The organism is Pseudomonas marginalis, assembly GCF_008692035.1.
Lineage (GTDB): Bacteria > Pseudomonadota > Gammaproteobacteria > Pseudomonadales > Pseudomonadaceae > Aquipseudomonas > Aquipseudomonas marginalis.
Genome location: NZ_VTFG01000003.1, coordinates 31489 through 45012 on the forward strand (window position 1 = coordinate 31489; position 13524 = coordinate 45012).

Here is a 13524-nt window from a genome sequence, read left to right on the forward strand (position 1 = left end):
GGCCCACCCTGTTTCCTAGAAGGGGTAGTGGTGGCTCCCGGCTTGCCAGGTCACCCAGTGCGCACGGGTGAATTCATCCAGGGCATAGTGACCGTTGAAGCGTCCCAGCCCGGAGTTCTTTTCGCCGCCGAACGGGGCATTGGGCTGGTCGTCCACAGTGATGTCGTTAATGTGCGTCATCCCAGCCACGATGCCACGGGAAAAATTCAGCGCGCGGGCCATATCTTTACTGAACACGGCGCTGGACAGCCCATATTCGCTGGCGTTGGCCAGGGTCAGGGCATGTGCCTCATTGTCGGCGATCAATATTGGCAGCAAGGGCCCGAAGGTTTCATCGTGCGCCAGTTCGTGGTCGAAAGGGACATCCCCGTATACATGGGGCGGCAGCACCAGCCCGGACGCCGGGCCACCGTGCAGTTTCTTCAGGCTCGCGCTGTCGGCGGCATTGACCTTGCGCAGCAGGCCGTCCAACTGGCTGCGGTTGATCACCGGGCCAATCACTGTATCGGCGAGGTTAGGGTTGCCGGTTTTCAAGTTGCGCACGCGCTCCACCACCAACGCGCTGAAGTCGGCGTAGAGCGAACGGTCCACAATCACCCGATTGACGCTCATGCAGATCTGGCCCTGATGCAGGAAGCGTCCGACCACTGCTGCATGCGCGGCAAGGTCGATATCCGCATCATCGAGCACCACCAGCGGCGCGTTGCCGCCAAGCTCCAGGGCGACCCGCTTGATGTGCTGGCCGCCGGTGGCGATGCGCCCGACATTGCGCCCGACATCGGTAGACCCGGTAAATGAGATCAGGCTGGGAACGGGGTGCCCCACAAAGGCATCGCCGATTTCCGAGCCGGCGCCGACCACTACATTGAGCGTGCCCTCGGGAAAACCCGCTTCTTCGAACAGGTGCGCAATCAGCAGGCCGCCGGTCACGGCCGTGTCGCTGGCCGGTTTAAGGACCACCGTATTGCCCAGTGCCAACGCCGGAACCACCGAACGCATGCTCAAGTACAGGGGGAAGTTCCAGGGGCTGATGACCCCAATCACCCCGAGCGGCTCACGGAACACGAAGCTTTGTTCGCCGGGCTTGTAGCTGCTCAGGATGCGCCCCTCCACCTGCATGGGCAGCGCAATGCATTCACGCACCAGGTTCAGGGTGAATTGCCACTCCATGGTCGCCTTGATACGGGTACTGCCGGACTCGCGAATCAGCCAGTCGATGATCTCTTCGCGGCGTTGCTGGATGACGTGAGCGAGCTTTTCCAGCTGGGCGCCCCGTGTGGTTGGATGCAACTGCGCCCACGGGGTTTGTGCGCGTTGTGCTGCTGCGTAGGCCGCGTCGAGGTCGGCAACGCTGGCCAGGGGCATTTCGAGCAATGTCTCGCCGTTGAAAGGATTGCGATCGTCCAGCCGTGCTGAGGAACGACCGGTGTGCCAGGTGCCGTCGATGAACTGGTCGCCATTGAGGGCGTAAGGGGTTGGGCGTTGGGCAGTCATGGTTTTACCTTTGGGTCAGTGGGGCACGTGGTTTCAGAGCGAGACGGGCTCAGGTTCTGATCCACGCGCGGCCCCAGGAATTGAGGGTGTGTTCTTCTTGCGGCCAAGTGCCAGGAGGGTCGCTCGCTTCGGTGATTTGCAGCTCCGCCGAGAACTCCAGCCGGTTGCGATCGGCATCCACCACCATGAAGAACAGGTTGTCGCCCGGCCCATGACGACCGGGGCCAAAGAAAATGCTGATGCGCTCCTTGGCAAAGCGATCACCCCAGTCTCGAATGTCATTCCATTCATTGGTTTCGTAACAGTGATGATCCCACTCGTTTTTCGAGCCGCGGAAGAACGCCAGCGAATGGTGCTCATCGTCCGAACGCAGGAAGCACACCATCAACAGGCCGCTCTGTTGGTCGACCACGCTGTCGGACACCGTGAAGCCAACGGTGTTGACGTAGAACTCAATCATCGCTTCCAGCTCGGTGGTCTGGAACACCACATGCTGCAGGCGGCCGGGCATGCCGGGTGGGGTGGCATGGGTGTGTGCCTGGGATACGCCAAAAATCGTCTGGCGACCTTGAGGATCGCGTATTGCAAAGGCGCCCGGGGCGAGCAGTGGCGAGCTGATGTCTTCGGTGGTGCAGTTGCGCTCGCGCAGGCGGCGGTACAGCATGGCGAGTTTCTCTGGGCATGCCAGGTCATACGCCGCCGCCAGCAGGCCGCTGTGCTCGGCCGGGGAGAGCAGCATGGCGCGATTAGGTCCCCTGAGTAGCCAGTGGCCGTCGGCTTGAGGCTGGCCCTGCATGTCCATCATGCGTTGATAGAAGTCGATCTGCCGTTGCGGGTCTTTGCTCGCCAGGTGCAAGTAGCACAGGCGAGCCGGGGTGGACGTTTGCAATGTGTTCATACGCACCTCTCGAGCGTAACGGGCGTTGTGATGGACGGTCGGGGCGTGCGATCGCCCGCGGGCACGGCACCCAGCAAGGACTGCAAGGCCTCGGCAGTGATTGTCTCGGTGGCGCTGTGGAAAATCGCGGCGATGTAGCGATCAGGCCGCAGCAGGAAGAAGCTGGCGCTGGCGCCGAGCAATGCCTCGAGCGCCCCGGCGTGATCGTGCAATACCGTGCAGCCCGGCAGGGCAGGCGGCTTGCTGACGGAACCTGGCAGGACCAGAATCCGCTTCACCTCCAAGTGCGCCCAGAGCGGGTGTTGCAATTGATCCAGGCGTTCGCGATGAGGGTCTCCGTATTGGACCAGGGCGAAACCTGCACCGATGTAATCGTCGAGCAGGCGTTCAGTGCCCTGGCTGTCGGTGAGGCTGGGCTGGGGGAACATCTGCCCGCTGCGCACGCCGCCCGCGGCACCGGCGGTGAGCACCAGGCCTTGGCGCAGCCGTGGTTTTGGCTTGAAGCGCATCTGCAGGAAGTAGTCACGCAGCGGCGGTACCCGCCCGATCAGCGAGAATGCACCACTGATCAATCGCGCCCGCAGCACGGTAGCGGGCGCCATCACCACCCCGAGGTTCAGCGCGAGCTTGATCAATGCCCACGCGTGATCGCGGCGCTCGCTTTCGTAGGTGAGCAAAACGGCCGGGGCCATTTTCCCGGTCAGTACGCCGATCAGTTTCCAGGCCAGGTTATGGGCATCGCGCACGCCGCTGTTCATGCCTTGTCCGGCATAGGGCGGCGTGAGGTGTGCCGCGTCACCGGCGAGCAACACACGGTTGACTTGCCAGCGTTCGGCGATGCGGGCGTGAAAGGTGTACACGGTTTTACGCACGATGGAGAGCGGTGCATCGCCCTTGAACGGGCGTAGCAAAGCTTGCAATCGCGCTTGGCTGAGCATCTGCGCGTCGCTTTCGCCGTCCTTGAGCATGAACTCGAAGCGCCGCGTGCGATGCGGGCCGGGGACCTCGACGATCGGGCGGCGCGCATCGCAGTACACGCGGGTTTGCCAGAACGGGTCATCGTCCTGATCGGTGTCCACCACCAGCCAGCGCGAGGCGAAGCTGGAGCCGACCATATTGATCCCAAGCTGTTTACGCACCGGGCTGCGCCCACCATCACAGGCGATCAGGTAGTCGGCCTGCACTTCCAGCAGTTCCTTGTTGGCGTCCACGACCAGCGCGCGCACGCCGTGCTCGTCCTGGGTGAACTCCAGCAGTTCGTGGCTGAAGCGTGCAGTCAGGCAAGCGAAACGCTGCAGGCCGGCCCTCAACGTGCTTTCGAACAGCGGTTGGCGGAACGCATTGCGCTTGGGAAAACCGTATAGCTTGCCGCTGGGTTCGACCTTGCCGAAGCACCGCCCGCCAGGGCGCGTAAAATAATGCACGCCATAGCCGGCCACCACGTCCGCCAGCACCGCCTGGCTCAAGCCCATGGCCTGCATGGTGCGCAACGACTCATCATCGATCGAGACCGCGCGAGGCTCGGTGACGGTGCCCGGTTTGCTGTCGATAATCCAGGCATCCACGCCGGCCTGGCCCAGCAGGTTGGCCAGGGTCAGCCCGGTAGGGCCGGCACCGACGATCAGGACACGGGTATTGATACTGTTCAGGGTTGTCATTGTTGTTCCCCTACGACTGCATCAGTCCAATGGCTTGGAGGATGGGTTGGCGCTGTGGGTCAGCGCGAGCATGTGCCGCGAGAGGGTGTGGGCCAGCGCGACCATCTGCTCACCCTGTTCCTGCTCCAGCGCCTTGTGCCGCTCGGCTGCCGGGCGCACGCAACTGAGGCTGCCCACCACCTTGCCGTCGCCGTCGAATATCGGTGCGGCCAGGCCGTACACGCCGGGGTCGACTTCGCCTGCACTGGCCACATAGCCCTGGCGCCGCAAGCGTTGCAGCGAGCGGCGGAAGTCTTCCCAGGTGGCGCCCAGGTTGCTGGCGCGCACCTCGTCAGGGTGCTCGAGAAACAGCTGGCTGTGCTGGCGGGCGTTCATGTGCGCAAGGATGGCTTTTGAGGTCGCGCCCATGAACAACGGCCGTGGCGAACCACGGGAATAGCTGACGGTGCTGGCCAATTCACCGCACTGGTGAACACACACCACTTGGTCCTTGAACAACCGGCAGATCAGCCAGACTTGTTGCTCACTCCAGCCTGGCAGGTTGGCCTCCAGCTGCTGAGCGGCGCGTACCAGCGGGTCGCTGAGCCGCAGTTGACGGTCCCAGGTAATGATCCTGGCTCCCAGTGCATAGCGCCCGGCCTCGACCTGGAACAACAGATTGGTCTCGGCCAGTTCACGCACGTAGCGGTAGGCGGTGGAGCGGGTAAACCCCAGCGCGCTGACCATGTCGTCGACCGCCCAGATCGGCTGCGCCTCGGTAAACAGATCCAGCACGCGCAGCATGCGCTCCAGGCTGGAACCCTTGGTGTCGCGCTCTGGTGGTTGGGATGATTCATCGATCAGGGTCATGGTTTATTGCTCGTCGACGATGGTGTTACGCAGGGTGCCGATGCGCGAGATCTCCACTTCCACCACATCACCGGGCTGCATCCACACCGGCGGCTCGCGGAAGGCTCCAACCCCGCCGGTTGTGCCGCTGACAATCACGTCACCGGGGGCGAGTTCGGTAAAGGTGGAGCAGTATTCGATCAGTGCGCCGACGTCGAAGATCATGTCGCGCGTGGACGTGTGCTGCATGACCTCGCCGTTGAGCCGGGTGGTCAATTCGAGGTTCTGCGGGTCGCTGATTTCGTCACGGGTGACCAGCCACGGGCCAAACCCGCCGGTGCTCGGGAAGTTCTTGCCGGGGACGAATTGAAGGGTGTGCTTTTGCCAATCGCGCACGCTGCCATCGTTGTAGCAGGCGTAGCCGGCGACGTAATCGAGGGCGTCGGCTTTGCGGATGTGGCGCGCGGTCTTGCCAATGATGATGGCGAGTTCGCCCTCGAAATCCAGCTTGTGCGAGACCGTCGGCCGCACGATGGGTTGCAGGTGAGCGGTCTGGCTGTCGGCAAATCGCGTGAAAATCATTGGGTAAACCGGCATGTCACGCCCGGTTTCGCGCACGTGGGTCGCGTAGTTGATGCCGATGCACAGCACCTTGCCGGGGTTTGGAATGACCGGCAGCAGCGTCACGCCGGCCAGTGCCCGGCGCGGCAGGCTCGACACCTGCTCATCGCTCACCGACCCCAGGCGCCCGAGGGCAAGCGCCTGCTTGAGATCCGCGCCGAGGGTATTTTTCATCGATTCCAGATCAGCCACCTGGTCGCCTTCGACGATGCCATAGGTGGGACGGCCTTCAACGGTGAAGCTTGCAAGTTTCATTCGATAGTCCTTGTTGGCGAGGGAGGCGTGGACAGAATTTCACTCTATTCGCGCTTAAAAATCCTGTAAAGCGGGATTTTTCTTAAATCCCAAATTGCAGGAAAAATGTATATTTTTTGCCTTCGCGCAGCCGCGTGCCTGCCTTCGGGAGCAGGCCATTCGGTGTGCTGGCGGTCGGGTCTAGCCCAGGGTTATCCCTGTGCCCAGCAGCCGTGCAGGGACATGCGCATCCGTAACGGAACCTTGATCCGCGCAATGGGCCCGCTGGCCATGTCTCGCGAATCCAGGATCACCAGTTCGCTGCGCGCCTGGTCCAGCACATTCAGCAGTGCGACCACGTAACCGTCGGCCTCTTCGGCATCCGCGGAACGAGGGATGAATATGGGCTCCTGGAAGCAACTGTTGTCCCCTGGGAACCAGGCGTCGGTGCTGCCCGTCTTGAGGTTCAGATGGGCCAACTGGTTGAAAAACTGAAAGGGCATGGGTCCGTTTGCGGGGTTGTAGGGCAGTGTCGGATCAAAAGCGAGCACAAAGCCGTGTTCGTACGGGCGACCCAGATAGCGCTCATCGCAGCGGGGAAACTCACACATGTAGTCGGTCAACGGTTGCGGCTCGACGTCATCCCGCGCGTCGTTCAGATCAAACGTCCAGCGCATCAGGCTCGAAGGCAGGTCCTCGGGGGCGGGCACCGCACCGTCCGCCTGGGGGAAGAAATAAAACACGTTGCCGCCAGTAACCGGCATGTCCACGTACACTTTGCCGTCTTGATCGAAGGCATTGAGGGTGTGGCCTTGAAAGCTGTCCTTGGGTCCTTTGAACCAGCGGATAGCCTGCGCGTTGCCATTGCGCGGCAGCACGGCAAACAACTGCGGCAGATCAGGTTGCCACTGAAAATGCGGCCCGCCGTTTTTCATGCGTTCTACATCGACGGTCAGCGGAATCAGTGGGAACACGACGTAGTGCTCGGTGACCGCAAAGTCATGCACCATCGCCGCATAAGGTGCCTGGAACCAGATCTCTTTGAGCAGATTGCCGTCGGGTGAGAGTTCGAAATACGCCATATCCGGCGTGCCGTCACCTTTGGCTTCATAACTGAAGGCCAGCAGGTTGCCGGTGACGGGGTCGATCTTGGGGTGGGCGGTAAAGGTCGCCGACTTGATTTGCCCGGCAAAATCCCATTCGCCCAGGGTTTCCAGGGTTTGCAGGTCCATGGCCCAGGGCAGGGCGTCCTCCTTGAGTGCGAGCAGCCTACCGTTGTGAGGGATCACCGACGTATTGGCGGTGGTGTTGTTTTTGGCCGCCAGTGGGTCATTGGTGTACGCGTTTCGATAGACGCCATTGAGGGAGCGGCCTTCACGGCGCTGCGCGAGCAAGCGATCGGTCTTCACGTAGCGTCGCCGCAGGGACACCTTGCCGTCAGCAAAATAGAAACCGCTGACTATCCCGTCACCGTTGAAAAACATATCGCTGCCCAGCATGGGCGGATATTGCGGGTCGGGGGCCACCTGATAGAAGACGCCTAGGATGGACGCGGGAAGGGTGCCTTCGACCTCAAGGTCCAGCACCTCGGCTTCGACACGACTGGGGCTATACAGCGCCCCGGAGAATTCAGGGGTTTGCGGGAATCGGGTACTCATGGCTACGACCTCATGTGCGCAGTATTTATTTATCGAGCAGGCCGGCGGGCAGCGCAGGCGCGTCGGGTGTTGAAGGGCCGGACGCGCGGCGAAAACGGGCAACCATCCAGCAGGATATGACCAGGGCGACGATATACGCCGAGGCCGCCAGCCAGCCGACCGCACGGAAGTGTCCGCCACCGACGACCAGGGCCGCGCCAAACGGGCCGAGGCCCTGGCCCACGAAGATCGCAGCATTGCCCAGGCCTGCGAGTCGGCCGCTCGCGTCCAACTCGGCCGCCATCGAGAGCAGGTAGGGAAGGCTGAAGAACCAGACCATATGGATCAGGCATGCCGTGGTGGCGAACGCCATGGGGCTGTCGCCGTAGACCATGATCAGCGTGGCCATCACCGCCGTGCCGAACCCCAGCAACTGCGGAAACAGCAGCCCCAGGCGTCGCCCGATAAGGCCCGCCAGCGCAGCACCGAGTGCCCCGGCAAGAATACTGCCACCCAGGATGGCGCCGATCTGCTGGGGCTCCAGGCCGATACTTTTGCCGATGCGCTCCTGATACACCCACAGCGCAGAATGGCCAAAAAACAACAGCGCAAACAGCCCGATCAACAAGAGTGACGTCAGGCCGAACGGCTGGGCCAGCCGCGCCGGCGCACCGTCGGCGGGGGTGTACTGCGCAGGCACGCGCCCGCAGCCGAGCAGGGCCAAGGCACTGGCGCCGGCCAGCAGGTAAAACGCGCCGTTGACGCCAAAGGCCATGAGCACCGCTGGCATCGAGGTCACCAGCAACATGCCCCAGAACAGATTGCCGATATTGATCACCGCGAACGTCGCGTCCTTGGCTGTGCGCAGTGCCGCCGAGGCATACACTACCGCCATCACCGCGCCGCCGATGGCGCCAGAGACGATGCGGCACAGCAGCAGCGATGTTTCGCTGTGGAACCGGGTACTCGCCAGATTGGCGCAGACCAGCACCAGCAAGGCGAGCTGCGCCACCCAGCGGCGATTGACGCGGGTCATCAACAGGGCAAACACCCCGCAGGTGAGCGCCATGGCAATCAGTTCGCCTGCGAAAATCCTACCGATGGCATTGAGCGGGATACCGAGCTGATCGATAAAAGCCCCGCCCAGAATCGGTTGAATCTGCAAGGTGCCAAGGGACGTGACCATCATCAGGCAAATAGCCGCCAGGGATGTTTTGCTGTCGATGCCAGCGGATGCATTCATGAATGCAGTACCTCTATAGGGTGAGCGAGCGCTTGTCGGTCAGAAGGTGTGGGCGTAACGAACCTGCACGGCATAGTCCTGCCGGGAGCGGTTCTCGACACCGGTTTCCTTGTAAGTGTTGAGCCAGAAGCCTTGGCCTTCACTGATTTTCCAGAACATGCCGGGGCCTATGCCCAGCACTTTTTCCCGCGAGTCGCTCAGCCGGTCGCCGTTGATCTGGTCGTCGGTGATCTGCCGGAAGTAATAGCCGTTGATCCCCACCGACACGTTGGGGATGACTTCATAGGACGCCGTGAAGTTGGCCCAGGCCGACTGCCCGGCGCGGCTGTCGCTCACCGGTTTGCCCTCGAAGGAATCCTGCGAACTGCTGGCCGGGTCGCGGTTCTTGAAGTTGTACAGGTAATGCAGGCGCCAACTGACTTCCCAGCGCGGTGCCGGCATCCAGGTTGCGGCCCAGTAGGGGTTCAGGGAGTAATAGTTCGACCCTGGGTTGAGGTCTTTGTGTTTGTCGTATTTACCGGTCGGCAGGATCGTGTCAAAGGCCACCCGCTGCACGAACACCGGGCGCCCGTGCGCATCGACGATAGGATCGAATTGGATCTGCGGCCCGACGGTGACATCGCCAAGCCCCGTGGCGTTGTCTTGCAGCGCCGGCCCATTACTGCCAAAGGTGGCATCCAGTGACACGACGGGTACCAGCAAGCTCCAGCCCAGGTGCGCGCCGCCGCCAATGGTGTCGGGCGAGTAGTAGCTGAGCTGGTTGATCAGCGTGATCACGTTGATTTTGGGATTGTCGAAGGCGCCGTTGGCCTTGCCGCTGTTGGTCCTGAGACTGCTGGCGGTGCTGAACTTCAAGTAGGTGAGATGGGACAGGCCGGGCGGCCCGGCAAAACCATCGTAGAAACTGGTGCCGCCGAGGTTGATGCCACTGGGCTCGGTCACCGAGGGCGCTGGCGGCCCATCGGCGGCGAATACAATTGACGAGGCGAAGCTGAGCACCAGGCACGCTGGCAAGTATTTGAGTGGGCTCATTGACGTGGCTCTATTATTGGAATTGTGAGCAGAGGGAACTCCCTCGCACAATCACCCTAAGCCAAACCCCGCCGGCGTACTTGCGCGGTACCGCCAGAGTTGACTGATAGCGCCACGGGGCTCGTTTTAACGCCGGCGCTGTCAACCCTCGTAGCGAAACCCACCCGACAACTTGCCCTTCAAATACCCCACCAACGCACTCACCGACTTCGGCACATGGGGCGAATATGGCCGAATCAGGTAGATCTCATCGGCAAACGCGCCCTTGAGTGTCCAGCCCTTGAGCACCTGTACCAGCTTGCCGCTGGCCAGCGCAGCGTGGGCGCTGAAGTCCGGGAGCAGGGCGATGCCCAAGTGGTTGAGCGCCGAATCACGCAGGGCTTCGCTGTTGTTGGTGGCGAAGCTGCCGGCGATGGGCACGGTGAGGCGTTCGACCTTTTTGCTGCCACGCTCGAAGGTCCAGGCGGGCTGGTCGGTGCCGCGCGGGTAGAACAGGCAGTTGTGCGCCGACAGGTCGCCGGGTTCGCGGGGTTCGCCGTGGCGTTGCAGGTAATCGCGGCTGGCGACCAGCACCGAACCGGTGTCGCACAGCTTCCAGGCCACATGGGTTTCCGGCACCTGGAAGCCGTGGCGCACGGCGAGGTCGTAGCCCTCGGCCGCCAGCGAACTCAGGGCATCCGAGACATCCAGCTGGATACGCACCTGCGGGTACTGCTGCAGGAATTCCGCCAAGTGCGGCACCAGCTGTTGCCGGGCGAATGCCACGGGGGCGGTCAAGCGCACCAGGCCACGAATCTCCCCGGCGGAATCGCGCACCGACGAGAAGCTGCGCGCGATTTGCTCATAGGCACCGCGCACTTCACGGGTCAGCGACAACCCGGCATCGGTCAAGCGCACGCTGCGCGTGGTGCGGGTCACCAGCCGTGTGCCGGTGGCTTTCTCGAGGTCGGAAATGCGCTGGCTGACCGCGGATTTACTCACCCCCAGGCGCGCAGCGGCGGCGGTGTAGGTGCCGTGTTCCTCCAGCACTGAGAGCCAGTGAATGTGGGTCCACAGCCCTTCGATCTCGGATTTTTCCATGGGTTTATTGTTCGCTTGTGAGGACAATCAGTTCTTGATTCTGCTCTGGTTTGGAACAAACCGAAAGCCTATCGTGTGTCCCAACGCAACCCACCTGGATCGACTGCCATGACTACAACCATCGAGCACTACATCAACGACCAGCGCGTCAGCCGCGATGATCGCTATCAGGACGTCTACAACCCGGCCACCGGCGAAGTGACCGGCCGCGTTGCCCTGGCCAGCAGCCAGACCGTGTCAGAAGCCGTCGCCGCTGCCCAGGCCGCTTTTGCCGGTTGGGCCGACACCCCGCCTATCCGTCGCGCCCGCGTGCTGTTCGAATACCTGCACCTGCTGCGTGAGCGCAAGGACGACCTGGCGCGCATCATCGTCGCCGAACACGGCAAGGTCTTCACCGATGCCCAGGGCGAAGTCGACCGTGGCATCGACATTCTCGAATTCGCCTGCGGCATCCCCAACCTGCTCAAGGGCGAGCATTCCGACCAGGTCTCCCGTGGCATGGACAACTGGACGATGCGCCAGCCGCTGGGTGTCGTGGCCGGCGTCACGCCGTTCAACTTCCCGGTGATGGTGCCGATGTGGATGTACCCGATCGCCATTGCGGCGGGCAACACCTTCATCCTCAAGCCAAGCCCGACCGATCCAAGTGCTTCGCTGTTCATGGCTGAACTGCTGCGTGAAGCCGGCCTGCCCAAAGGCGTGTTCAACGTGGTGCAGGGCGACAAGGAATCGGTGGACGCGCTGATCGCGCACCCGGACGTCAAGGCTGTGAGCTTTGTCGGCTCCACGCCGATTGCCCAGTACATCTACGAAACCGGTGCGCGCAACGGCAAGCGTGTGCAAGGCCTGGGCGGCGCGAAGAACCATATGGTGGTGATGCCGGACGCGGATATCGAAAAAACCGTCGACGCCTTGATGGGCGCCGCCTACGGCAGTGCCGGCGAACGCTGCATGGCCATCTCCGTCGCGGTACTGGTCGGCGATGTCGGTGACAAAGTCATCGCCGCCCTGACCGAACGCGCCAGGCACCTGCGCATCACCGACGGCCGCGACCTCAAGGCCGAGATGGGCCCGATTGTGTCCCGCGCCGCACTGGAGCGCATCAGCGGCTACATCGAACAAGGCGTGCAGGCCGGCGCGCAATTGCTGCTCGACGGGCGTGACTATGTACCCACCGAGGCTGGCCTGGAAAACGGTTTCTGGCTCGGCGCGACCCTGTTCGACCACGTGACCCAGGAGATGAGCATCTACCGCGAAGAAATTTTCGGCCCGGTACTGGCCTGCGTGCGCGTGAATGACTTCGCCGAGGCGGTGAAGCTGGTCAACGACCACGAATTCGGCAACGGCGTCAGCTGCTTTACCCGCGACGGCAACATTGCCCGCGAGTTTGCCCGGCGTATCGAAGTGGGCATGGTCGGCATCAACGTGCCGATCCCGGTGCCGATGGCCTGGCACGGGTTTGGTGGCTGGAAGAAGAGCCTGTTCGGCGACATGCATGCCTACGGCACTGAGGGTGTGCGCTTCTACACCAAGCAGAAATCGATCATGCAGCGCTGGTCGGAGAGCATCGAGCAGGGCGCGGAGTTTGCGATGCCGGTGTCCAAATAACGCTTGGCACCGCAGGGCAAAGGTGGGAGGGGGCAGGCTCCCTCCCACTTTTGGTTGTTTTTCACTTGAGGGTTGACGGCCAGGCGAATGACGAATACTGTACATAAACACAGTGTTTAAGCGCTGATCAACCAGGATGGCAACATCAGCCACGCCAAACACTGTGTGCAAGTTAATGGATTAACTTAATGCGCAGGCTCGTTATACCGAGCCGTTTTTATTGATAGAGAGGGAACTCATGTCCTATCCAGAAAGCAAACTCACCGGCTTAACCGGTTTCGCCCTCGCGGCAAAAGTCACCGGTGGCTGGTCCGGCCCTGTGGTCAGCATTACTACCCTGGATCAACTCAAGGCCAATATCGGCGACACCACGCCTCGGGTATTGGTGATCAACAGTAATATCTCGGCGTCGAGCCTGACCAAAGTCAACTTGGGCGCCAACAAGACCCTGATCGGTTCGTTCCAGAACCGCACGTTGGAGAATATTCACCTGCGTGCAACCGCGCAGTCGCAGAACATCATTCTGCAGAATATTATCTTCAAGCATTCGGCGAGCATTAAGGCCAATGACGATATTCAGGTCTACCTGAACTACGGCAGCAAGTACTGGATTGATCATTGCTCCTTTGTCGGTCACAGCTGGTCAACCACTGACGGCAGTGAAGATAAACTGCTGTATATCGGTGAAAAAGCCGATTATGCCACCATCAGCAACTGCTTCTTTGGCAGCCACAAGTACGGGCTGATCTTCGGTCACCCGGCGGATGATAATAAGGCAGAGTTCAACGGTTATCCGCGCCTGACGTTGTGTCATAACCGCTTCGACAATATGGAAGTGCGCGCACCCGGCTTGATGCGCTACGGTTACTTCCATGTGTACAACAACTACATCAATAACTTCCACCTCGGTTTTACCCTGGCGCAGAACGCCAATATCCTGTCTGAAAGTAACTATTTTGGCGAAGGCAGCCAGAATAAAGGCATGTTGGATGACAAAGGCACCGGGACGTTCACTGATATAAACAGTGTGCCGCCGATCACCAACCAGAAGTCGCCCAAAGCACAATGGACGGCCAGTTCCAACTACGCCTATACCTTGAAGACCGCGACGCAAGCCAAGGACTTCACCCAGAAGAATGCCGGTGCCCAGGCTGCGGCGCTGGTATTCGGTAGTTGAGTAGCTAGCTTTCT

General features: G+C 61.5%; 11 protein-coding genes. 2 read left to right on the forward strand and 9 right to left on the reverse strand.

Annotation, left to right across the window (positions count from 1 at the left end):
- Positions 1-15: 15 nt before the first annotated feature.
- The 9 genes from FX984_RS30255 to FX984_RS30295 all read right to left on the reverse strand — a co-directional run bounded on the left by FX984_RS30255 (position 16) and on the right by FX984_RS30295 (position 10725).
- Positions 16-1494 (reverse strand): aldehyde dehydrogenase family protein, encoded by a 1479-nt coding sequence (locus tag FX984_RS30255; protein ID WP_027603542.1) that lies wholly within the window; start codon positions 1492-1494, stop codon positions 16-18.
- 49 nt (positions 1495-1543) lie between these two features.
- On the reverse strand, positions 1544-2392 hold the full coding sequence (locus FX984_RS30260; RefSeq protein ID WP_027603543.1) for a VOC family protein: 849 nt from the start codon (positions 2390-2392) through the stop codon (positions 1544-1546).
- Positions 2389-4050 carry a bifunctional 3-(3-hydroxy-phenyl)propionate/3-hydroxycinnamic acid hydroxylase gene (locus tag FX984_RS30265; RefSeq protein ID WP_092359144.1) on the reverse strand — a complete coding sequence of 554 codons (1662 nt, stop codon included), beginning with the start codon at positions 4048-4050 and terminating at the stop codon, positions 2389-2391. The genes FX984_RS30260 and FX984_RS30265 overlap by 4 nt, the downstream gene beginning before the upstream one ends.
- Positions 4051-4071: 21 nt before the next feature.
- The gene (locus FX984_RS30270; RefSeq protein ID WP_027603545.1) at positions 4072-4899 is read right to left on the reverse strand and encodes an IclR family transcriptional regulator; all 828 of its coding nucleotides are present in this window, start codon (positions 4897-4899) and stop codon (positions 4072-4074) included.
- A 3-nt stretch (positions 4900-4902) separates the two neighbouring features.
- Entirely contained in the window at positions 4903-5754 is an 852-nt protein-coding gene (locus FX984_RS30275) for a fumarylacetoacetate hydrolase family protein (protein ID WP_027603546.1), read from the reverse strand.
- A gap of 191 nt (positions 5755-5945) precedes the next feature.
- Complete coding sequence (locus tag FX984_RS30280; protein ID WP_146477567.1) at positions 5946-7391, reverse strand: carotenoid oxygenase family protein; 1446 nt, start codon at positions 7389-7391, stop codon at positions 5946-5948.
- A gap of 25 nt (positions 7392-7416) precedes the next feature.
- The gene (locus tag FX984_RS30285) at positions 7417-8613 is read right to left on the reverse strand and encodes an MFS transporter (protein WP_146477569.1); all 1197 of its coding nucleotides are present in this window, start codon (positions 8611-8613) and stop codon (positions 7417-7419) included.
- Between the two features lie 39 nt (positions 8614-8652).
- Positions 8653-9645, reverse strand: coding sequence for a SphA family protein (locus FX984_RS30290; protein WP_092359137.1), 993 nt, complete (start codon positions 9643-9645; stop codon positions 8653-8655).
- A 141-nt stretch (positions 9646-9786) separates the two neighbouring features.
- Positions 9787-10725: a LysR family transcriptional regulator gene (locus FX984_RS30295; RefSeq protein ID WP_027603550.1), complete on the reverse strand. Its 939-nt coding sequence runs from the start codon at positions 10723-10725 to the stop codon at positions 9787-9789.
- Positions 10726-10833: 108 nt separating this feature from the next.
- On the opposite strand from FX984_RS30295, the gene FX984_RS30300 reads away from it, so the two are divergent.
- Positions 10834-12333, forward strand: a complete 1500-nt coding sequence (locus tag FX984_RS30300; protein ID WP_092359136.1) for a CoA-acylating methylmalonate-semialdehyde dehydrogenase — start codon at positions 10834-10836, stop codon at positions 12331-12333.
- A gap of 238 nt (positions 12334-12571) precedes the next feature.
- Positions 12572-13510 carry a pectate lyase family protein gene (locus FX984_RS30305; RefSeq protein ID WP_027603552.1) on the forward strand — a complete coding sequence of 313 codons (939 nt, stop codon included), beginning with the start codon at positions 12572-12574 and terminating at the stop codon, positions 13508-13510.
- Positions 13511-13524: the final 14 nt, after the last annotated feature.